Source organism: Flavobacterium sp. HBTb2-11-1 (assembly GCF_009826975.1).
In the GTDB taxonomy this organism is placed as follows: Bacteria; Bacteroidota; Bacteroidia; order Flavobacteriales; family Flavobacteriaceae; genus Flavobacterium.
This window is the reverse complement of sequence record NZ_WUMO01000004.1, coordinates 34,966-55,781: the sequence shown is the minus strand read 5'-3', so window position 1 is coordinate 55,781 and position 20,816 is coordinate 34,966. Positions and strand designations below refer to the sequence as shown.

21 protein-coding genes are annotated in these 20,816 nt (G+C 34.2%); 10 read left to right on the top strand and 11 right to left on the bottom strand.

The features are described 5' to 3' along the window. Positions 1–131 precede the first annotated feature (131 nt). The 3 genes from GR162_RS09685 to GR162_RS09675 form a co-directional block, all read right to left on the bottom strand. Entirely contained in the window at positions 132–2,069 is a 1,938-nt protein-coding gene (locus tag GR162_RS09685; RefSeq protein ID WP_160781987.1) for an LTA synthase family protein, read from the bottom strand. 37 nt (positions 2,070–2,106) lie between these two features. Further along, positions 2,107–2,334, bottom strand: a complete 228-nt coding sequence (locus GR162_RS09680; RefSeq protein ID WP_072973177.1) for a hypothetical protein — start codon at positions 2,332–2,334, stop codon at positions 2,107–2,109. Between the two features lie 109 nt (positions 2,335–2,443). After that, complete coding sequence (locus tag GR162_RS09675) at positions 2,444–3,829, bottom strand: MATE family efflux transporter (protein WP_160781986.1); 1,386 nt, start codon at positions 3,827–3,829, stop codon at positions 2,444–2,446. Between the two features lie 189 nt (positions 3,830–4,018). Here GR162_RS09675 and GR162_RS09670 point away from each other — a divergent pair, with 189 nt between their 5' ends. Together GR162_RS09670 and GR162_RS09665 are read left to right on the top strand one after the other, a co-directional pair. Beyond that, the gene (locus GR162_RS09670; protein ID WP_160781985.1) at positions 4,019–4,537 is read left to right on the top strand and encodes a porin family protein; all 519 of its coding nucleotides are present in this window, start codon (positions 4,019–4,021) and stop codon (positions 4,535–4,537) included. Between the two features lie 166 nt (positions 4,538–4,703). Further along, entirely contained in the window at positions 4,704–5,639 is a 936-nt protein-coding gene (locus GR162_RS09665; RefSeq protein WP_160781984.1) for a DUF6268 family outer membrane beta-barrel protein, read from the top strand. A 2-nt stretch (positions 5,640–5,641) separates the two neighbouring features. Here GR162_RS09665 and GR162_RS09660 read toward each other — a convergent pair whose 3' ends face one another. From GR162_RS09660 to GR162_RS09650, 3 genes are all read right to left on the bottom strand, one after another. Next, positions 5,642–6,355, bottom strand: coding sequence for a LytTR family DNA-binding domain-containing protein (locus tag GR162_RS09660; RefSeq protein ID WP_160781983.1), 714 nt, complete (start codon positions 6,353–6,355; stop codon positions 5,642–5,644). Between the two features lie 269 nt (positions 6,356–6,624). Next, positions 6,625–7,674 carry a sensor histidine kinase gene (locus tag GR162_RS09655; RefSeq protein ID WP_160781982.1) on the bottom strand — a complete coding sequence of 350 codons (1,050 nt, stop codon included), beginning with the start codon at positions 7,672–7,674 and terminating at the stop codon, positions 6,625–6,627. A gap of 215 nt (positions 7,675–7,889) precedes the next feature. After that, positions 7,890–8,768, bottom strand: coding sequence for a PPK2 family polyphosphate kinase (locus tag GR162_RS09650; RefSeq protein ID WP_160781981.1), 879 nt, complete (start codon positions 8,766–8,768; stop codon positions 7,890–7,892). Positions 8,769–8,862: 94 nt separating this feature from the next. Here GR162_RS09650 and GR162_RS09645 point away from each other — a divergent pair, with 94 nt between their 5' ends. From GR162_RS09645 to GR162_RS09615, 7 genes are all read left to right on the top strand, one after another. Further along, on the top strand, positions 8,863–9,699 hold the full coding sequence (locus GR162_RS09645) for a hypothetical protein (RefSeq protein WP_160781980.1): 837 nt from the start codon (positions 8,863–8,865) through the stop codon (positions 9,697–9,699). Between the two features lie 273 nt (positions 9,700–9,972). After that, complete coding sequence (locus tag GR162_RS09640; protein WP_008468024.1) at positions 9,973–10,473, top strand: RNA polymerase sigma factor; 501 nt, start codon at positions 9,973–9,975, stop codon at positions 10,471–10,473. 2 nt (positions 10,474–10,475) lie between these two features. After that, positions 10,476–11,441: a hypothetical protein gene (locus GR162_RS09635; protein ID WP_160781979.1), complete on the top strand. Its 966-nt coding sequence runs from the start codon at positions 10,476–10,478 to the stop codon at positions 11,439–11,441. Positions 11,442–11,520: 79 nt separating this feature from the next. Further along, positions 11,521–13,683 carry a VWA domain-containing protein gene (locus tag GR162_RS09630; RefSeq protein ID WP_160781978.1) on the top strand — a complete coding sequence of 721 codons (2,163 nt, stop codon included), beginning with the start codon at positions 11,521–11,523 and terminating at the stop codon, positions 13,681–13,683. 53 nt (positions 13,684–13,736) lie between these two features. After that, a complete protein-coding gene (locus GR162_RS09625) occupies positions 13,737–14,324 on the top strand; it encodes a phospholipid scramblase-related protein (protein ID WP_160781977.1) in 588 nt (195 codons plus the stop codon). 112 nt (positions 14,325–14,436) lie between these two features. Beyond that, positions 14,437–15,153 (top strand): 3-ketoacyl-ACP reductase, encoded by a 717-nt coding sequence (locus GR162_RS09620; protein WP_160781976.1) that lies wholly within the window; start codon positions 14,437–14,439, stop codon positions 15,151–15,153. Positions 15,154–15,298: 145 nt separating this feature from the next. Continuing rightward, positions 15,299–15,805: a hypothetical protein gene (locus GR162_RS09615; RefSeq protein WP_160782316.1), complete on the top strand. Its 507-nt coding sequence runs from the start codon at positions 15,299–15,301 to the stop codon at positions 15,803–15,805. A 180-nt stretch (positions 15,806–15,985) separates the two neighbouring features. Here the strand turns inward: GR162_RS09615 and mtaB are convergent, their stop codons facing one another. After that, a complete protein-coding gene (mtaB, locus tag GR162_RS09610; protein ID WP_160781975.1) occupies positions 15,986–17,320 on the bottom strand; it encodes a tRNA (N(6)-L-threonylcarbamoyladenosine(37)-C(2))-methylthiotransferase MtaB in 1,335 nt (444 codons plus the stop codon). A gap of 487 nt (positions 17,321–17,807) precedes the next feature. Here mtaB and GR162_RS09605 point away from each other — a divergent pair, with 487 nt between their 5' ends. Beyond that, positions 17,808–18,332, top strand: coding sequence for a hypothetical protein (locus tag GR162_RS09605; protein WP_008468013.1), 525 nt, complete (start codon positions 17,808–17,810; stop codon positions 18,330–18,332). A 68-nt stretch (positions 18,333–18,400) separates the two neighbouring features. Here GR162_RS09605 and GR162_RS09600 read toward each other — a convergent pair whose 3' ends face one another. The 4 genes from GR162_RS09600 to GR162_RS09585 form a co-directional block, all read right to left on the bottom strand. Next, positions 18,401–18,931: a GNAT family N-acetyltransferase gene (locus GR162_RS09600; RefSeq protein ID WP_160781974.1), complete on the bottom strand. Its 531-nt coding sequence runs from the start codon at positions 18,929–18,931 to the stop codon at positions 18,401–18,403. A gap of 6 nt (positions 18,932–18,937) precedes the next feature. Beyond that, positions 18,938–19,741, bottom strand: a complete 804-nt coding sequence (locus tag GR162_RS09595) for a Cof-type HAD-IIB family hydrolase (RefSeq protein WP_160781973.1) — start codon at positions 19,739–19,741, stop codon at positions 18,938–18,940. 77 nt (positions 19,742–19,818) lie between these two features. Then, on the bottom strand, positions 19,819–20,037 hold the full coding sequence (locus GR162_RS09590) for a putative signal transducing protein (RefSeq protein WP_160781972.1): 219 nt from the start codon (positions 20,035–20,037) through the stop codon (positions 19,819–19,821). Positions 20,038–20,129: 92 nt separating this feature from the next. Then, positions 20,130–20,792, bottom strand: a complete 663-nt coding sequence (locus GR162_RS09585) for a DEAD/DEAH box helicase (RefSeq protein ID WP_160781971.1) — start codon at positions 20,790–20,792, stop codon at positions 20,130–20,132. Positions 20,793–20,816: the final 24 nt, after the last annotated feature.

Sequence of the window (20,816 nt, the reverse complement as noted above, 5' to 3'; positions counted from 1 at the left end):
ATAAACTTTGTAGAGCTACTCGCGGAGATTTCTCCTTCGTCGAAATGACAAATCTTTGACATATCTCCATTAAAAAAAAGAAAAGGTTCAAAGTAAAACCTTTGAACCTTTGTAACTCTGAGCCTTTGAACCTATTTTTTAGGCCTAAGCTTATACTTACTTTCTTTATACAAATTCCCTGCTATAATAACGTGTGCTAAAGCATCTTTTGCTAAATCTTCGTTTAGTTTTACAGGAACTAAAGTTGTATCATTTTTGATTTCGAATTGAAGTGGTTTCAAATTTGGCTGCATGATCACCACTTGGTTTTCTACTCTAAAAGCATTGATATCATTAAACTGCATAATAGATCTTCCTTGTACTTTCGGATCCAGTTTCGTTAGATTTCGTCCTACCATTGGTGTTTCAAACGGCATACCTAAATATCCTAATAATGTTGGCGGAATATCAATCTGGCTTGCTAACCTGTCATAAACTGCTCCTTTTGCAACTCCAGGCCCCATGATAAATGCTGGAATATGGAATTTATTAATTGGAACTAAATTCTTTCCATACGTTCTAGTATTGTGGTCTGCAATTACGATGAAAATCGTATTTTTAAAATATGCCTCTTTTTTTGCCATTTCAAAGAATTTTCCAATGGAGAAATCGGCATATTTCATTGCATTGTTTACCGTATTAGGCTTTTTATCATAAGGTTTAATTCTTCCTGCCGGATACTCGAAAGGTTCATGATTTGAAGTCGAGAACATCAAAGAGAAAAACGGTTTGTCTCCTTTTGACTTGAAATACTGATTGGCTTTGGTTACCAAATCTTCATCCGAATATCCCCAAGTTCCTTTGAAAGCATATTTATTTCCGTCAGAATCAAAATCTGTTTGATCTACGATGTCTGTAAAACCATTTCCGTTGAAAAAAGAAGCCATGTTGTCAAAATTGGCCATTCCGCCATAAATGAAGCTTGTGTCGTAACCTTTTTGTTTTAATGCTTCCGCTAAAGTAAAAAAGCCTTGTTGTGAGTTTCCAAGCTTTACAACACTTTCTGATGGGGAAGGCAAAAATCCAGTAACAACCGCTTCAATTCCGCGTACGCTTCTGGTTCCTGTGCAATATAGATTAGTAAATAAAGTTCCTTCTTTTGACAATTTATCAAATTCTGGAGTTAATGGTTTCCCTCCTAAAATTCCAACATATTCTGCACCTAGACTTTCTTGTAAAAAGATAACTAGATTGTATGGCTTTTGTACAACAGAATCTGGCTGCTGTACGTGTAAAAACGGAATATCTTTATCGGTAAAATCATTTGGACCAGCAATCATGTATTTTTTTACACGAGAAATGGCTTCTGCTTCGTCCATTTTACCATACATTTTAGTATTTCCTTCATTTTTAATCGAATAAGCGGCAAAAGCTACTGTATAAAATGAATTTAATCCTAAAGTATTTGTCAATTGATCTGTCGAGAAAACAGCATTACTGGTGTTAATAGGTCGTTTTGAAGTTAGACTCGAACGTGCTCCAAAAAACAATAAAAATGCCACTAATGGAAAAACCATTAATTTGAATTTGTAATCTGCGCTGGTTGTATGAAAATATTTTTTTCCCTTTTTGAAAGCAAAATAAATCACAACTCCCAAAATCAAGAATGTCACGATGATAGAAGTCAGATAACTTTTTAAAAGCATTCCAACCACTTCTTTAGGATAAATAAGGTAATCTAAGAAAATCTTATTTGGACGCGTGTCATATTGTTTTACAAAATCTGGCGAAGCTAATTCTACAAAAAGAATTAAAAACAGGAATAGAAAACTATAAATCACCAGAAATTTGTTGGTAAATTTTATCCAATCATTTGGCAAAAAAGTAATTAGCAATGCCGGTAGAAACGATAAATAGCAAAGCAATATCAAATCCATTCGAAGACCGATCGGAAAAATATACCAGAAATCTGGCGTTTGCACTACTCTTTCTTTAAAAAGAAAAAATAAAAAGATTCGGCTTAAAGTGGTAATCAATAATCCGATTAAAATAAAGCTGAAAATAGGCTTTAAGAAACGTAAATTTTTCATTAAAATAGTATAAGAACGTAAAAATTAGAAAAACAAATTACTCTTCGTAACGGTTAATTTCTCTGTCATAAAACTCATTTGCTTTTTCAATCAAACCTTCCATTTCGGCATTTAATTCTGCTTCGTCTAGATCTTCAGCTTCTTCTAAAAATTCAACCTCATCATCTTTCAAATTGATAATGAATCTTGGATAATCTAAGTGAATGATAAAAATATCGTCTGGAAAATCAGTGTTGTCTCCAAGTAAAAATTTAGGTAATTCCATGTGTTTATTTTTTATGGTTATTTGTTTCTATACACAGATTATTCAGATTCAAAGGATTTCTTTTTAACTTTAAAATCTTTATAATTGTGTTTTACATTTTTATTCAAATTTAATTATTCTGTACCTGATTCTTAACTAATCTCTTCGTTAAGTAATGAAAACGAACATACAAGCAGATCGCTGCCGCTGTTAAACCTGCCAAAAGTCCGACCCAAACACCTTGAGCTTTTAATTCGGTGTGTTCTCCTAAATAATACGAAATAGGAAAACCGATAACCCAATAGGCTACAAAAGTAATGTACATAGGCACTTTTACATCTTGCAATCCGCGCAAAGCGCCTAAAACCACAACTTGGATCCCGTCAGAAATCTGGAAAATTGCTGCAATCAAAAGCAGTTTTGAGGCAATGGCAATTACTTCCTCATTATCCAAAACCTGTCCTGTATTTTCCATATTCAAGAAAATGTAAGGCAGATAATCGTGGAAAACGATAAAGAAAATAGCAAAAACGGTTTCTAGAATAATGGCAAGCAAAAAGATGGAACGTGCTACAACAATCAGTTTTTTATAATCCATCAACCCTCTTTGATTACTTACACGCACCATAGAAGTCACGCTCAATCCCATTGCAAACATAAAAGTCATCGAAGCCAAACTCAAAGCAATCTGGTTTGCCGCCTGACTTGTTTTTCCGATATTGCCGCAAAGCCAGATTGAAGCCGTAAACAAAACCACCTCAAAAAGCATCTGCATGGCAGAAGGAAATCCGATACTGATGATCTTTTTTATAGTTGCTTTTTTTATTTCATTAAAACTGAAACCTTTAAAGAAGCGTTTTAAATCGTCTCTTCGCGAAAGCATAATATGCATGAACATTACTAAAAATATTCTTGAAATCACAGTTCCCAAAGCTGCTCCGATAATTCCCATTTTTGGAAAAAACCAAATACCGTAAATTAAAACATAATTAATTCCAACGTGAAGAACGTTTGCCATTACCATGGCATACATAGAATATTTGGTTAGCGACATTCCGTCTGCAAATTGCTTGTATCCTTGATACATTACCAGCGGAATAAGAGAAAAAGCAACCCAACCTAAATAGGGTTTTGCCAAAACAATAACGTCTGCTGGCTGTTTTAGCAATTCCATAATGGGCTTGGCAAACATAATTACTGTAAAAAGCACTAGTCCTAAAATCGTGCATAGAAACAATCCGTGATGAAAAGCAGAACGAATTTTGGTATCGTTTTTCTCTGCATCACCTTCTGCAACGATAGGTGTGATGGCTGTAGAAAAGCCAATTCCTAAAGACATCGCAATAAAAATCATACTGTTTCCAAGTGAAACTGCCGCCAATTCCGTGCTTCCAATTTTACCAACCATTATATTATCGACAATACCAATTAAAGTATGTCCAACCATACCTAAAATAACAGGATATGCCAGTCTTAAATTATACGAAAACTCTTTGGTGTACTGCTTTAAATTCACTTCTATTCTATTTTGTGCGCAAAGATAGTCAGAAGCTTCGAATTCTATCCTATCAATAAAAATATATCCCAATTTTAAGACAAAAATAAGACGAACTCAATATTATGTAACGATTTTTAAAAATTGTATAACAAACTCCAAATGGCTTCCCTATAATTTTACATCATAGAAATTTCAAAAATATAAGCCATGAAAAAATTACAGATGTTATGCCTAGCTGCGTTCACGTTTTTATTTGCCAACACAACTTTTGCTCAAGACAGCGAAGTCGAAAATTACGATCAGGGTTTTAGAATCGGAATTGGGTTAAATGGAGGTCTTCCAACCGATAACGATTATGACTGGTCTCTGGGTGGAGATGTACGTTTACAGTACGATCTTTCAAAAAAAACATCATTAACCTTAACAACGGGATTTACAAATTTATTTATGGGAAAAGATGAACTTGGAAATAACGTAAAAGATCTTGGATTCATTCCGGCCAAAGCAGGTTTCAAAGCTTTTGTGCTAAAAGATCAATTTTATGTTTTAGGAGAACTGGGTGCTGGTTTTGCGGTAACAAACGGTTACGATAAAACTACCTTTTTATGGGCTCCAGGAATTGGTTATGCCAACAAGTACATCGATTTAAGTGTTCGTTACGAAGATTATCATGACTTTAGAACCAATCAAGTAGCGCTACGTGTTGCTTATGGTTTTAAACTTTAAGAAATAGGTTTAATTTATTATTTTGTTTTTGGTAAAAATCCGACAGCTTGCAATAGTTGTCGGATTTTTTATTTTATGCCATTGGTCAAAACAAAAGTGCCGGTAGTCAAATGATTTTTTGGGATTGGTTTAGAACGTAGTAATTCGCAGAAAAATTAATCAAATCATGAACAAAACAATCTTTTATCTATCGCAACTTTTTCTTTTTTTATTGGCAACCCTTGCTGCACGTTCACAATCGGGAATTTCAGGCGAATTCAAAGTCGATTATGTGCCTTTTTCTAAATATGTACGGCCAATAGACAGCACTAAGACAAATGCCGAAAGTAATTTTAAAAGAGCACAGCTGGCTTTTGAACTGCCGCTATCTTTAAAAATGGATAAATACGATCATCCAAAACTCTGGTCGGTATTTTTTAGTAGCAGTTATGCCAAAATGGAAAACAGAAACTACAACATACAAGATCTTCCAGTAGAATTTCAAGGCGGATTTCCTAATGAATTGCTCAATACGCAAATTGGAATCAAACATTTGCGCTCTATTTCTTCTTCTTGGTCATTATTAGTAATGGCTTCGGTAGGTGTTTATACCGACATGGTTGAAATTAATAAAGACGACCTGCTGCTGCAAGGTGGGGTCCTTTTTATCAAACAATTTAATCCAAAACTGGCTTTGGGTGCAGGACCCGTTTTAACCAATAGTTTTGGCGTGCCAATGGTTCTTCCTGGAATTTATTTTAATTGGGAAACTACTGGATCTTTACATTTTAAAGTTACTTTTCCAGAAGGTGCAGAAATAGGTTATCGAATGTCCGATACTTTCGATTTAAAAGCAGTAGTAGAATTAAGCGGAATGACAGCTGAAACCAAAATTGGGAATAAATCTACCTTACTTGGATATCAGCAAATAATTGCGGGTTTAAGACCTCAGATAAAATTTGGAGAACATTGGACTTTAGAACCAACGGGAGGAACTACTCTTGTTCGAAGTTTTTCGACAACAAACCGAAAAATTAAAGAAATCTTTAAGGAAAAAGATATTGCTGATCCAAGATTCACGACTACTTTTTATGGAGCAATAGCTCTAAAATGGAAATTCTAGAGCTATCTGCTTAGTAAGTTTTTATACACTACCTCTTTCAATAATTCCTCACGACGTGTTCTTGAAATAGGTAGTTCTTGTCCTTTTATAAATAGTCTTCCGCCAGAAATAGAATCGATATGCGTAACATTTACGAGAAATGATTTATGGATTCGAAAGAAAATTTCTGCTGGAAGTGTTTCTTCTAATGAAATCATTGTCTGATGAATAATCAGCACCTTATCCTTAAAATGAAGTTTAGCGTAATTTTGCATTCCTTCGATATATAAAATATCTATCCAAGAAATTTTCTGAAATCCTTCTTCCTGACGCACATATAAAAACGGATCCAATTGATTTTGTTTTGGCGAATTCAGCATTTGATGCCATTGTTTTGCTTTTAATGAAGCCTGATAAAAACGCTGAAAAGTAATGGGCTTTAATAAATAATCTACAACCTGAAGGCGATATCCGTCTAGAGCATGTTCTGAATAAGCAGTTGTAAAAATCACCAATGGCGGATTCTCTAAGGATTCTAAAAACTCTAATCCAGACAAATAAGGCATGTTTATATCCAGAAATAATAAATCTATCTGTTTTTCTTGAAGATATGAAGTGGCTTCTAGTGCCGAAGCGCAAGTACCGATGGTTTCGAGAAAATCAATTTTAGAAACAAAATCTGCTATTCCGTTTCTTGCTATAGGTTCATCATCGATAATGAGACATTTCATTTTCATAGTTTTTTGTTTCTGGTTTTGTGTTGTTTTTTACGCAGATTTAGCAGATTTTTTTGAAATCCTTTTAATCTGTATAATCTGTGGCTAAAAATTTTACCGCAAAGAGCGCAAAGGTTTACGCAAAGTTCGCAAAGTTTTTATTTTTAAAAGGAGGCAAAGATCCCTAAGCGTTGCTAATTAAAAAATTCGTGCTAATTAGTGCAATTCGTGGCTAAAATAAAATCTTTTCTCATCTTTTATCCCGATAGCTATCGGGAGTGGCAAAAAAATTACTTTAAATCTAAAACCACTTCAACTGTAAAGTCCGAATCGGTTTTATGGATATCTAATTTGTATTTTTCAGGATATTGTATTTCCAGTCTTTTCTTTACATTCTCTAAACCTAATCCTTGATTTTTTGAAGGTATTTTGTATTGCTCGGTATAAGAGTTTTCAATTGTAAAATTCAGCTGATGATTTATTTGCTCGCAAGACAAATGCACATATCCTTTTTGATTTGGAAGTCGGGAAACATGTTTAAAAGCATTTTCGATTAACGGAACCAAAAGCAACGGCACAATCTGAAGCTGTCCATTTTCAATGCTCCATTTGCTTTTGACTTCTAGCTCATTTCCCCAACGAGTTTCTTCAACAGCAATTAAATCCTTTAAATATTTGATTTCAAGATGCAAAGGCACATATTCCTTATTGCATTCATACAATTGATACCTCAAAATATCCGAAAACTGAACCAATAAATCTGAAGCTAACTTTACATCGCTTTGCATCAGAATATGAATATGGTTCAAAATATTAAACATCAAATGCGGATTGATCTGATCTTGCAAAATCTTGATTTGTGCTTCTAAATGCACTTGTTTCAATTCTGCATGACTTCTTTCTATAGCATTATGTTCCTGATAAAACCGAAGTCCACAGGCTGTGCTACTTATTAAAATTGCGGCTGGAATGCTGCCATAAAATTGTGTCCATAAAAACTGAAGTGTACTCAAATCAGCTTGATCGGGATATAACCTGCTTCTTGATTCTGGATTTGAAAAAACGGCATAAATGGTTGCGAGGCAAAATGACAGAATAAGAACCACCACAATACCTTGCAGGGCAAACAAAGCCATTTTATTTTTTCGCAAAGCGCGAGGCAATAATACATCACTTAAAAAATGCGCTAAAGCGGTTGAACAAAATAAAATTAAAACGGACTGGGAAAAAGCAGACCAAAAACTGTAATCTTCTATTAGCTGTCCCCAAATTGTAAAACCTAACAGACACCAGAAAAAGACCAAAAACATCCAGTGCCTATTTTTATTGATTGCAATCATTTATAAATAACTTATTGAGAAAATTTAACTTCAAAAGTAGCCCTATATTTTTTAAACAAACAACAAAGTAGCATAAACCACAAACACTATTCAAATTAGTTTGACGAAATGCGTTTTTGTGTTGACTAATGGTATATAAAATAACCCCGACAGTTTAAAAAAATTATCGGGGTTCAAAAAAATTATCTAATTGACTAATTATCTCAATTACGCAATTACTTCTCTCCTAATTCTTTTTTATACAATTCGATATTTATAGCCGTTTTCTCGTCCAATTCAGGCTCTTTAATATCGGTGTGTCTTTTCATTTCTTCCCAGATAATTTTGGCTACAATATATCGTGACATTTCTTTATCATCAGCAGGAACAATGTACCATGGCGCATGCGGCGTCGATGTTTTATTGATGGCTTCTTCATAATACTTCATATATTCATCCCAATAGCCGCGCTCTTTCAAATCGCCTGGAGAAAATTTCCAATTGTGTTTTTCCTCTTCCAAACGTCGCAACAAGCGCTGGCGCTGTTCTTCTTTGCTCAAATGGAGATAAAACTTCATTACAATTGTACCGTTCTGGCAAATGTGTTTTTCAAAATTATTAATCTGTTCGATTCTATTTTTCCAAAAATCAGGTGTAATATCATCAACAGAATCAATTCCTGGCAGGTTTTCAGCCAGCACATATTCGGGATGCACACGCGTTACGAGAATATTTTCATAATGTGTTCTATTAAAAATGGCAAATTTTCCTTTTTCTGGAAGCGCAATATAATGACGCCATAAATAATCATGTTCTAGTTCTGTCGAAGTCGGTGTCTTAAAACTATGCACCACAACCCCACGCGGATTAAATTCCTTAAAAACTTCTCGAATCAAACTGTCTTTTCCCGAAGTATCCATTCCCTGAAGACAAATCAAAACGCTGTATTTGTTATGCGCATACATTACATCTTGCAAATCGCTCAATTTGGCTTGAACTTTATCTAGTTTTTCTTCTTTTTCGTCATCATCGGCTTTGACATCTAATAAAGTTGGAATTTCTTTGAGCTTTATTTTATCTACAACTTTAAAATCTTTCGGGTCTATTGATTTCATATCTTTTTAATTTTTTGTCTTATAAATATAGTAATTTTACGAATTCCGATAGCTATCAGAACTGCTATTCATTGCAATAAAAAAACAACATTTCATGGAAAAATTCACATTAGAAATATTATTTCAAATCATCGGAATCGGCTCGGCATCGGGATTATTTTACAATAATGACGCGCTTTATGTAATTGGCGACAACAGCGGATTTCTTTACGAATACAATATGCAAAATCAGCAACTGAATCAGCATGCTTTAATTGACAATCCAACGCAGAATATTCCGAAAAACTTAAAACCCGATTTTGAGTCACTTACACATCATAACGATACACTTTATGTTTTTGGTTCTGGTTCAACCGAAAACCGAAACAAAATGATTGAATTTGATTTGAAATCGAAAACCGTTTTACAAAAAAACAATTTAGTCGATATATATGCTGTAATGCAGAATTTCGGAGAAATTAAACCAGAAGATTTTAATCTAGAAGGCGCTATTTTTGATGGCGAAAACTGGTATTTATTCAATCGCGGAAATGGCGTTTCCAACAAAAACACCATTTTTACCATTCACGCCAAAAATCTAGGAGAAGAATTTGCTCTAATTTCTGTTAATTACAAACTGCCAAAAATAAAAGGCGTTCGTTCCAGTTTTACAGATGCCATTTTGGTCGATGATAAAATTTATTTCCTTTCAACTGCCGAAGATACCAAATCTACTTACGATGACGGCGAAATCTTAGGAAGTTTCATTGGAAGAATTGATGTGAAAACCATGAAAATCGATTTTACTCAAAAAATTACCGCAACCAATAAATTTGAAGGTCTGACTTTCTATAAAAAAGAAAACAACAAAATCGAATTTTTGCTTTGTGAAGATAATGATACAGAAGTTTTAGAAACGAAGATTTATAAATTGACTTTGCCGATTAAATAAAAGTAAAAGCTATTCGTCCGCAATATTAACGTAGAGACGCACCGCAGTGCGTCTAACATTAGAGAATCCATATTTGATATTCTTTGCGTAGACGCACTGCAGTGCGTCTCTACAATAAAAACTATGACCCTTTGTAACTTTGCAACTCTGAACCTAAAAAAAATATTTTAATATTTTTTTCACCCCCGTCCCAACCTTTTTATCTTTTTTACTCTCTATACAAGAAAGACAACAATTGTGATAAACGAGACTCAAATAGCAGACTGTAAAAAAATGCACCGAGATGCCCAGCGTCAGGTGTACGAATACATGGCGCCAAAGTTGTACCGCCTTTGCAAAAGATATTTAAAAAAGGAAGAGGAAATCGAAGAAGCTTTGGCCGATTCTTTCTTTACTATTTTCACCAAACTAGAACAGTTAAAAGAAGCTTATGCTTTTGAAGCTTGGGCAAGACGCATAACTGTAAATCATTGTTTGGCGACGATTAGAAAAGAAACCAACTTTAATATGTATTTAGATGATGTGAAACTGCTTTCGCAGCCTTCTGTCGACGAACTGAATACATTGGAAGAAGAAGATTTACTTAATTTATTAAACCATATTCCTGACGGCTGTAAAACTGTGTTTAACCTTTTTGTCATTGAAGGTTTCTCACACAAAGAAATAGCCGAAATGCTGAAGATTTCTGAAGGTACCTCAAAATCACAATTGAATGCCGCTAAGACCAAACTGAAAGAACTGGTTAATAAACTGTATTATCAAAAAGCAAAATAGTCATGGACAATCAAGATAAATTATTCGATAAAATAAAAGAAGCTTCGCAAAAAGCCGAGTTTCAAGACTTTCCAGGAATGGAAAAAGTCTGGGCGCGCGTAGAAGAAAAACTGGACAAAAAAGAAGATAAAAAAACAATTGCATTATGGAAAAAAATTGCGGTTGCCGCTTCTCTTCTATTATTGCTTTCTCTAGGCTTTCAGTTTTTACATTCTAATAAAGAAACTGTAACAGAAACTCCAAAAGTAGTTTTGGAAGAAAAAGAAGCAAAACAGCCTCAAACTGAAGAACCAATTGTAAAACAAAATGATGCAACCTCTTTAGGAATAGTTTCAAGTGAAGAAGCGGTTAAAATATTAGACAATCAAACTAAAAATAAAGAACGAGTTGCGGTTCAAGAAATAACGATTTCAAAATCAGAACCTGTTTTATCTGCACCAGCTCCGAGTATTGCGGCAGAAACTGTCGTTTCTGCAAATGCGCCTCTTAAAAATGAATCTTATGAAGAAGAAAATAACTTCGTTTCAAAAAAAGAAGTAACTCCAGAAATGGGTTATTCAAGTTATCCTCAAAGAGAATCTGCAAAAGTTGCCTATTCGGCTGCGCAAATGCAAAAAGCAAAAAAGAGTGCACCTTTAGTAATTCTTAACGGAAATGCTATGGCTCACAGCGACGACGCAAAAAAAGATAAAATGATGCGAGATGAGCTTCCAAATCTAAATCCAGAAAATGTAGATTCTCTTGTTGTCCTTGATGAACCTTTGTACATTATTGACGGTATTTATTATTCAGAAAATGATTTGTTTGGCAAAAACCCTACTAGTCCGTATGCGCCTTTAGACAAACAAGACATTAAAACCATTACTATTTTACAAGACCTTGAAGCGACCGAAAAATATGGCGAAAGAGGCAAAAAAGGAGTTGTTATAATCACTACAAAAAACGGAAAACCGGCTCCGAAAAAATAATCGGTCCACAATAAAACTTTGTCAAAGTTTGAAACTTTGACAAAGTTAAATCTCAACATTAATTCTAAAACTTATTATCATGAAAAGTCTAAAACTTATTTCATCAGCCATTGCTATGCTTATATGTTTCGTAACCATGGCACAAGAAAGAACCATTTCTGGAATCGTTTCAGATGAAACAAAACAGCCACTTCCAGGTGTAACCGTTTTAAATCAGACCACAAAAACTAGTGTTTATACAAGTTTTGATGGCCAATACAATATTCAAGCAAAAACAGGCGACATGTTGGTTTTCAGTTTCATTGGATACAAAAGCCAAAGTCAAAAGGTTCAAAATTCAAATACAATTAATATCAAACTTCTTCTAGATAATCAGACATTAAACGAAGTTGTGGTTGTTGGTTATGGCGTAAGCAGTTCAGAATACGAAGACCGAAACTATGCTCGTGCTGAAAGACGAAGAGAGAAAAAAGATGCACAGGCTCTTAAAGGAAAAGTTGCAGGAATTCAAGTTCAAAATTCTATGGGATATTCTGCTATGCCGAGCCCAACTGTCGCTATTCGTGGTACTGCATCAGTTTCTCCAAAAAATGAACCTATGTATATTATTGATGGAGTTCCAGCAAAAGCCAATCAAATGGCAAAAATTAATCCGAATGATATTGATAATGTTTCTGTTTTAAAAGATAAAGATGCAACTTCAATTTATGGCAGTAAAGCTTCGAATGGTGTTGTGGTAATTTCAACCAAAAATGAAATTTATAAAAATCTTTCTGAAAAAGAATTGGATAAAAAATTAAATATTATGCCCCTTCCGACAGAACCAACTCAGGAAGATTATGATGCTTTTGTAGAAAATGCTTTTGAAAGTCCAAAAACAGCTCCGCTTTCTACTTTTTCTATAGATGTTGACAATGCTTCTTATACGAATATCAGACGTTTTTTAAACAACGGCCAGCAAGTTCCAAAAGATGCCGTTCGTGTTGAGGAAATGGTTAATTTCTTTAAATATACTTATCCGCAGCCAAAAAATGAGCATCCGTTTTCTATCAATACAGAAGTGAGCGATTCGCCTTGGAATACCAATAATAAAATCTTGAAAATTGGTTTACAGGGAAAAAATATTCCAACAAACGATTTACCTGCTTCTAATCTTGTTTTCTTGATTGATGTATCTGGATCGATGAGCGACATGAATAAACTGCCTTTATTAAAACAATCAATGAAAATTTTGGTAAATGAATTACGTGCAAAAGATAAAGTAGCGATTGTGGTTTATGCGGGCGCCGCAGGAATGGTTTTGCCTCCAACTTCTGGAGATGAGAAAAAAACGATTATCGACGCTTTGGACAAATTACAATCTGGCGGAAGTACAGCCGGAGGCGCAGGAATTGAATTGGCTTATAAAACTGCAACAGAAAATTTTATTAAAGGTGGAAACAATCGTGTGATTCTAGCAACTGACGGAGATTTTAACGTTGGAAGTTCTTCTAATTCAGATATGGAAAAATTGATTGAAGAAAAAAGAAAAACAGGTGTTTTCTTGACTTGTCTAGGTTACGGAATGGGAAATTACAAAGACAGTAAAATGGAAATCTTGGCCGATAAAGGAAACGGAAATTATGCTTACATCGACAACATTCAGGAAGCGAATCGCTTTTTAGGAAAAGAATTCAAGGGTTCGATGTTTGCTATCGCGAAAGATGTAAAAATCCAGATCGAGTTCAATCCGAAGCAAGTTCAAGCGTATCGTTTGATTGGTTATGAAAACAGAAAATTACGTCCAGAAGATTTCAAAAATGATGCGATTGATGCGGGCGAATTAGGAAGCAATCATACTGTGACGGCTTTGTATGAAATTATTCCAACTGGTGTAAAAAGTGATTATTTAGCTGAACAGCCTGATCCTTTAAAATATACTAAAACCGAAACCAATTCAAACAATTACAGCAACGAATTGGCAACGATAAAATTCCGTTACAAAAAACCTGATGGCGATAAAAGCATCGAAATGGTTCAGGTAATCGAGAATAAATCGGTTGCTCTGGATAAAGCGAGCGATGATATGAAATTTAGTTCTGCCGTAGCTTGGTTTGGTTTGAAATTGAGAGATTCAAAATTAATTGCCGACAAGTCTTCTGAAGAAATTGTAAAACTAGCGAAACAAGGAAATTCAAACGATGGCGAAGGTTACAAAGCAGAATTTATTCGTTTGGTTGAAACTTCTAAGCAGTATAATTAATAAATATTGTATTACATTTGCGGCTTTATTTCTAAAACTTATTTTACACACGTATGAATTCTATTTTAAGCCAAAATCTATTTTTAGTAAAAGAACATGTTGGAATGTTCAAAGCCGCAAACAACTACGATATCTATCATCCAGAAACCAATCAAATCATTATGAACTGCCGAGAGAACAATCTTGGATTCTTCACAAAAGTATTTCGTTTTACAGATTATAAAAGAGCAACTCCATTTAATGTTGAAATTACAACTGCTTCTGGAGAAAAATTAATTACAGTAAGAAGAGGTGTTGCCATTTTTAGATCGACCGTTGAAGTATTTGACGAGAAAGATCGCTTAGTTGGAACTTTCAAACAAAAATTTTTCTCAATCGGCGGAAGATTTGAAATTTTAGATAAAAACGAAAAACCTGTTGCAACGCTTCAAGGAAAATGGACTGGTTGGGATTTCAAATTCTCTCATGAAAACAAACAATTGGCACAAGTAAGTAAAAAATGGGCAGGATTAGGAAAAGAGTTTTTTACAAGTGCCGATAATTATGTTCTTCAAATTGACGATACAGTTGCTGCCGACAGTCCGTTGAGACAGTTAATTTTAGGAGCCGTAATGTGCATAGACATGGTTCTGAAAGAATAACAAAAGTTGTTAAACTTAGATTAAGAATACCTTTAAAGCATCATTTTAGTTTTCAAAAGCTTATTTTTGTAAGACTTAAAATGATGCTTTCTGCATTTCTAAAAACACAATCATGACCGACTTAAAAAATAAAAACGCCTTTATTACGGGCGCAGGAAAAGGAATTGGCAAAGCCGTTGCCATTGCTTTGGCAAAAGAAGGCGTAAACCTGATTTTGGTTTCAAGAACTCAAAATGATATTGATCAGCTTGCTGCTGAAACCGCAAAACTTGGAGTAAAAACAGTGGCTCTGTCTGCTGACGTTTCGGATATTAATTCTATCAATAAAGCGGTAGAAAAAGCTTTGGCTGAATTTAAACACATCGATATTTTAATCAACAGTGCTGGAATCGCTTCTTTTGGAAAATTCTTAGAATTGGAGCCAGAAGCTTGGCAAAGAATCATTCAGGTGAATTTAATGGGAACGTATTTCACTACTCGCGCCATTATTCCAAATATGATCGAAAGACAGACTGGAGATATTATCAATATTTCGTCAACTGCAGGACTAAACGGAAACGCATTGACAAGTGCTTACAGCTCGTCTAAGTTCGCTGTTTTAGGTTTAACCGATTCTTTAATGCAGGAAATGAGAAAACACAATATCCGTGTTACAGCTCTAACGCCAAGTACTGTGGCAACTGACATGGCAAAAGATTTAAACTTAACTGACGGAAACCCTGAAAAAGTAATGCAGTCTGAAGATATGGCAGATTTAATTATTGCACAGTTAAAATTAAACCGAAGAGTGTTTATCAAAAACAGCAGTATTTGGTCTACTAATCCTTAAAAAATTAAATCCCATCCCGATAGCTATCGGGATAAAATTCCAAATTCCAATCTCATATCATTTGGAGTTTGGGATTTGATTTTTGGAGTTTAGTGTTTGGAATTTAATTATTGGAATTTAATTATTGGAATTTTAAAAAAACATGATGGAACAATATTTAAGACAATTGGTCGAAATAGAATTTCAGGATAAAAAAGAAATCTTCAGCGGGTTTCTAATTGATTATTCTGATGATTGGATTTTGCTTCGAAATAATCCTGTAGATTTTGTTTTGGATGGTTTTGTTATCCTGAGAAATAAAAATATTGAAGCCGTAAACCGAGATCATGATCTGGCTTTTACAGAAAAAGTAATTCGTTTGAAAGGATTAAAAATTAATTCTGACGATATTATCCCAATCAAAGATTTAGCCTCAATTATTAAGTACGTTTCAGAGAAATACGGTATTTTTCAAATTGCCAAAAAATCATCTAAATCTGCCTATTTAGGAAAATTAATAGAATTGAATGACGAAGAATTGACTATTAATTTCTTAGACACAAGAGGTCAATTTGGCGGAGAATTAGGATTTAATCCCGAAAAAATTCGAGTGATTGAATTTGACACTGATTATATTAATTCTTTGAAATTAGTTGTTGGAGAAGATCATTGATTTTTATACCACAGAGACACGCAAAGATTTCACAGAGATTCACGAAGAATTTTAATAAAAAAAAAGCTCTTTTAATTTATAAAAGAGCTTTCTTGTTTTTATGTTTGTACAAGACGCACTGCAGTGCGCTTCTATGACATTGCAATTCTAAATCAGCTTTGCGCACCCCTGCGAAATAATCTAAGCTTCAGCTAGTTTATTCAAAAACTCAATACGAACACTTCCATCTTCGTCGATTTTCGTTAAATTGATTTCCTGTAAAGTATTTACCAATTCTGGATTCCATGGCGTTTTTACTTTTACATAGTTTTCCGTAAATCCGTGGATATATCCTTCTTTATTTTCACTTTCAAAAAGAACAGTTCTATTGGTTCCTAATTGGCTTTCATAAAAAGCTCGGCGTTTTTTAACTGATAAACCGCGAAGCATTTTACTGCGTTTAGCGCGAACATTTGAAGGAACTACGTCTTCCATTTCTGCTGCTTCCGTATTATCTCTTTCAGAGTACGTAAAAACGTGTAAATATGAAATATCTAAATCATTTAAGAAATGATACGTTTCTAAGAAATGCTCGTCTGTTTCTCCAGGAAAACCAACAATTACATCTACACCAATGCAAGCGTGAGGCATTACTTCACGAATTTTAGCAACACGATCTGTATAAACTTCACGTAAATAACGGCGTTTCATTAATTTCAAAATATCATTGCTTCCTGATTGCAGCGGAATATGAAAATGCGGTACAAAAGTTCGGCTTTTAGAAACAAATTCAATTGTTTCGTTTTTCAATAAATTTGGTTCGATAGATGAAATTCTTAAACGTTCGATTCCTTCTACTTTGTCTAAAGCCTGAACTAAATCTAGAAAAGTATGTTCGTGTTTTTTGTTTCCAAACTCCCCTTTTCCGTAATCACCGATATTTACTCCTGTTAAAACAATTTCACGAATATTCTGTGCAGAAATTTCTTTCGCATTTTTCAATACATTTTCTAAAGCATCACTTCTCGAAATTCCTCTTGCCAACGGAATTGTACAATATGTACATTTATAATCGCAGCCATCTTGAACTTTCAAAAATGCTCTAGTACGATCTCCAATAGAATAACTTCCTACGTAGAAATCAGCTTCGGCAATTTCGCACGAGTGCACTTCACCCATATCATTTTTGCTCAAATCATGGATATAGTCTGTGATTTTGAATTTTTCTGTAGCGCCCAAAACCAAATCAACTCCGTCAACTGCAGCCAATTCTTCTGGCTTCAATTGCGCATAACAGCCCACAGCAGCAACAAAAGCTTTATCGTTCAGCTTCATGGCTTTCTTGACAACCTGTTTAAATTGTTTATCGGCATTTTCTGTTACAGAGCAGGTATTAATCACATAGATATCTGCAACATCTTCAAAATCGACGCGGTCAAAACCCTCGTCATTAAAACTTCTGGCGATTGTAGAGGTTTCTGAAAAATTCAGTTTACAACCCAGAGTGTAAAAGGCAACTTTTTTTCTATTTTCCATAATTTGTCTTAAATTAATGAAATCGTTGTCAAAAAATTTAAGGCTGCAAATTTACAAACAATATTCATCAAAAGAAAGCGATTAATGCACTTCCAATCAATAATTTGCGCTAATATTAATTTAGAAACATTCAAAAGTTAATCTTTTTTACCTTTATTTTACAAAATACAAGACCTTCGTTTTTTAGATTTTAGTATTCAGATAAGAATAAAATGACAAAATAATCGACTAAATGCAAGTTTTACCGATTAAATACATTTTTTTCTATTTTAAATTCAAAATTTCTTACATTTACCATTGTTATGCCACAAGTTGCCAATAAATTCATATTAAAGAATTTTAGTACCCTTTAATTAATTTAATAATAATTCGGGCATAACAATTTTGAATTTTACTCGTTATGTTGTTGTTTTGTGTTACAAAATGAAATGGGAAAGCCGAAAACCAAAGAGAGTAGGCAAAATTATAATAACAAATACCACGCTTTATGAAAGCATTTTTACCCACAATCTGCTTGATGTTCTTAACCTTATTTAGTTCGCAAGCGCAAACTAATGCTCCAGCCGCAAATGCAAATCCATTTCCTACTATTAGCACATTGACGACTTGGGCAAGCTTTAACTCACAACAGCAATTTGATGTTGCTATTCGTGCAGTTGGGTTTAAGTTTGAAGTTAAAGAACCAGGTGAAGGATCTACAGCTTATACCTACATTCGTAAAGTAACTGTTAACGATGTAAACTATACGGATAGAATTGTATACAGAATTACCAATAATAATTCTGCAAGTATTATTTCTTTAGTAACCGCTTCTACTGACTTGGTTAGTTTATACACTCCACAATTAGCAAGTTTTAAAAACAACAACTGTAAAACTGAAATGTCTAAAGACAAAAACACAACTTGCAGCTGTTATGAAAGTGCAAATTTTGCAATCGATCTTTGCGACGAGCGTGTAAAATTAACTATGGGTGACGGAAATAAATATTTTGTTTCTGTAGCTAAAAAATAATATTTAACTCTGATTTGTTTCCAAATCTTTACTGACTTTTAAGTATGTAAAGATTTGGAACACATTTCTTAGTTTGAGTTTGGATTTTTAAGTTCGTACCAAACTTCTAATTCTTCTTGATATTCGAAAGAATTCACAAAATGGAAACCTAGTTTTTCTAAAATCTTTCTAGAATTTTCGTTTCCAGCATCTGCATAAGCATAAAGCACTTCTACTTTCATTTCGTTAAAAGCACGATCAATAAAAGCCTTTCCTGCTTCTGTTGCATAACCTTTTCCCCAATGTTTTTCTATAAAACGATATCCTAACTCATAAAAGTTTTTGTGGTTATTGATTTCATCTGTAATAAACTTAATTCCAGACCAGCCAATAAATTCATTCGTTTCTTTCAAAACAACTGCCCATCGGCCTGTTGCATGATCTTTATATTGTTTTTGAACAAACTTGATATATTCAATGCTTTCTTCAATATGCTTTACAGGTCTATTTCCAACAAATAAATGCACATTCGGATTAGAGTCCAATTCGTACATTCCTTCTGCATCAGAAAGTTCAAGTTCCCTTAAAATCAGACGTTCCGTTTCAATTGGCTTTTTCATCTTAGTTTAGTTTAAAATATAACGTGTTACTACCTCAGCAACACCATCGTCATTATTTGAAGCGACGATTAAATCTGCTTTGTCACGCAATTCTGGCGTTACATTATCAACCCAAACTCCTAAACCGGCATATTCGATCATCGTTAAGTCATTTCCGGCATTACCGACGGCGATAATTTCGCTTTGGTGAATTCCTAATTTATCAGCCAAAAACTTCAGACTTGCCGCTTTATCAATTCCTTGTTGCGCCGCTTCTAAGAAAAATGGTTTGGACATCGAAACACTTAAATGAGGCATAGCTTCTTTTAAATCATTTTCTAACGTTTTTAAATACGCCGGATCTTGAAGCAAGATACATTTGACCGCTGGTCTGTCTACATAATCTTTAAAACTTGACACTTTATGATGCGCCATTCCAGTAATTTCTTTTTCTACTTCTATAAACTCAGAATCTGTTTCGCTAATAATTTCGTCGTCCAAATACGTGATAATATGTGCATTTTTCTTTACGCTATAATCGTAAAGCGCGTGAATTTGTTCTACAGTCAATTTCTGTTCAAACAAAACCAAATCGTCTTTAACACGGCTGATTATTGCTCCATTAAACGAAATCATATACGAATCGTTTACATCGAGTTCCAGCTCTTTAGCATAAGCTGTCATTGCCGTAGTTGGCCTTCCTGAAGCCAAAACCACATAAACACCTTTTGCCTGAGCTTCTAATATTACTTTTTTATTTAAATCTGAAATTCTATGATCGTCTGTCAACAAGGTATCATCCATGTCGAGCACTAACATTTTGTATTGCATATTTTTTTTCTGTTTTCAGTCGCAGTCACAGTTTACAGTTAGAATACTGAAAACTGCAACTGCCAACTGCGACTTTTTTAAAGACTCATTCTGAAACTTTCAATAACGGGATTTGCTTTTGCAAAATCGGTTTCTTGAATAAAAACCTCAACTGCCAAATCTGTCTGTCCAAAACCTCCCAAACGCGCCGATTGAATATTATCTTTTTTAACGGTTTCTACTCCCGCTTCTTCTAATCTTTCTTGCAAAGCAATTGCTAAAACTTCACTTCCTGAAAACACTTTCATTAATCCCATTCTACTTTATTTTTTATTAATAATTTTTAAATCAAAAAGTCCCACTTTCTAGTTACTGAGACTACAAACTGGGACTGCAAACTTTATAATAATTATTCCTCTTCAATATCGTCTTCTTCTTCATCAACTTCCTCTTCCCCCTCTTCATCCATATCAAACAAATAAGGTTCGATCATGATTTTGTCTGCCAAAATTTCAATTCGTTCTGTCAGAGTTTCTGTAAAAATAATTCGCTGTACTTTGGCAATACTGTTTGAAATACGAGTGATTTTAGCATCGTGACGCAATTTCAAAATCGGATCGGCATCGTCTATAATAAACATTTTAAGACGATTTACGTTGTAACCCGCCGTACTGAACATATCGTTCAATTTCGTTGGCGTACCAATTAAAACATCAATTCCGGTAGAAACGTAATTTTTATCATAATCCATATCTCCTTTGTCGTGCACGCCGTAAACCTCTAGATTAGCATATTTTCCTAATTTCTCAAAAAGGTCAACCATAACGGTCATTTTCTCTTTATCCTCAACAATGATCAAAGCACGAGGCGATTCTTCTGTTTTTCCCGCCAATTGCTGAATTACATTCAATACAATTGTAGTCGTTTTTCCGCTTCCTTTTGGCGAAACAATTACACAGTCTGCGCCACTTTTTATGGTCGAAAAAGTTTCCATCTGCAAAGCATTGGCTTCTGTCAAACCATTTTCAATTAAACCGTCCTGTAATTTCTCGTTTATCTTTTTTAATTTCATTTTTTTATGCTTTAGGCTTTAAGC

What these genes read in the sequence shown, in the direction of transcription:
- GR162_RS09655 (WP_160781982.1), bottom strand. Translation starts at nt 7,674, where the DNA reads ATGATTGCAATCAATAAAAATAGGCACTGGATGTTTTTGGTCTTTTTC.
- GR162_RS09590 (WP_160781972.1), bottom strand. Translation starts at nt 20,037, where the DNA reads ATGGGATTAATGAAAGTGTTTTCAGGAAGTGAAGTTTTAGCAATTGCT.
- GR162_RS09640 (WP_008468024.1), top strand. Translation starts at nt 9,973, where the DNA reads ATGCACCGAGATGCCCAGCGTCAGGTGTACGAATACATGGCGCCAAAG.
- GR162_RS09585 (WP_160781971.1), bottom strand. Translation starts at nt 20,792, where the DNA reads ATGAAATTAAAAAAGATAAACGAGAAATTACAGGACGGTTTAATTGAA.
- GR162_RS09625 (WP_160781977.1), top strand. Translation starts at nt 13,737, where the DNA reads ATGAATTCTATTTTAAGCCAAAATCTATTTTTAGTAAAAGAACATGTT.
- GR162_RS09630 (WP_160781978.1), top strand. Translation starts at nt 11,521, where the DNA reads ATGAAAAGTCTAAAACTTATTTCATCAGCCATTGCTATGCTTATATGT.
- GR162_RS09660 (WP_160781983.1), bottom strand. Translation starts at nt 6,355, where the DNA reads ATGAAAATGAAATGTCTCATTATCGATGATGAACCTATAGCAAGAAAC.
- GR162_RS09595 (WP_160781973.1), bottom strand. Translation starts at nt 19,741, where the DNA reads ATGCAATACAAAATGTTAGTGCTCGACATGGATGATACCTTGTTGACA.
- GR162_RS09685 (WP_160781987.1), bottom strand. Translation starts at nt 2,069, where the DNA reads ATGAAAAATTTACGTTTCTTAAAGCCTATTTTCAGCTTTATTTTAATC.
- mtaB (WP_160781975.1), bottom strand. Translation starts at nt 17,320, where the DNA reads ATGGAAAATAGAAAAAAAGTTGCCTTTTACACTCTGGGTTGTAAACTG.
- GR162_RS09635 (WP_160781979.1), top strand. Translation starts at nt 10,476, where the DNA reads ATGGACAATCAAGATAAATTATTCGATAAAATAAAAGAAGCTTCGCAA.
- GR162_RS09680 (WP_072973177.1), bottom strand. Translation starts at nt 2,334, where the DNA reads ATGGAATTACCTAAATTTTTACTTGGAGACAACACTGATTTTCCAGAC.
- GR162_RS09605 (WP_008468013.1), top strand. Translation starts at nt 17,808, where the DNA reads ATGAAAGCATTTTTACCCACAATCTGCTTGATGTTCTTAACCTTATTT.
- GR162_RS09650 (WP_160781981.1), bottom strand. Translation starts at nt 8,768, where the DNA reads ATGAAATCAATAGACCCGAAAGATTTTAAAGTTGTAGATAAAATAAAG.
- GR162_RS09670 (WP_160781985.1), top strand. Translation starts at nt 4,019, where the DNA reads ATGAAAAAATTACAGATGTTATGCCTAGCTGCGTTCACGTTTTTATTT.
- GR162_RS09665 (WP_160781984.1), top strand. Translation starts at nt 4,704, where the DNA reads ATGAACAAAACAATCTTTTATCTATCGCAACTTTTTCTTTTTTTATTG.
- GR162_RS09615 (WP_160782316.1), top strand. Translation starts at nt 15,299, where the DNA reads ATGGAACAATATTTAAGACAATTGGTCGAAATAGAATTTCAGGATAAA.
- GR162_RS09645 (WP_160781980.1), top strand. Translation starts at nt 8,863, where the DNA reads ATGGAAAAATTCACATTAGAAATATTATTTCAAATCATCGGAATCGGC.
- GR162_RS09620 (WP_160781976.1), top strand. Translation starts at nt 14,437, where the DNA reads ATGACCGACTTAAAAAATAAAAACGCCTTTATTACGGGCGCAGGAAAA.
- GR162_RS09600 (WP_160781974.1), bottom strand. Translation starts at nt 18,931, where the DNA reads ATGAAAAAGCCAATTGAAACGGAACGTCTGATTTTAAGGGAACTTGAA.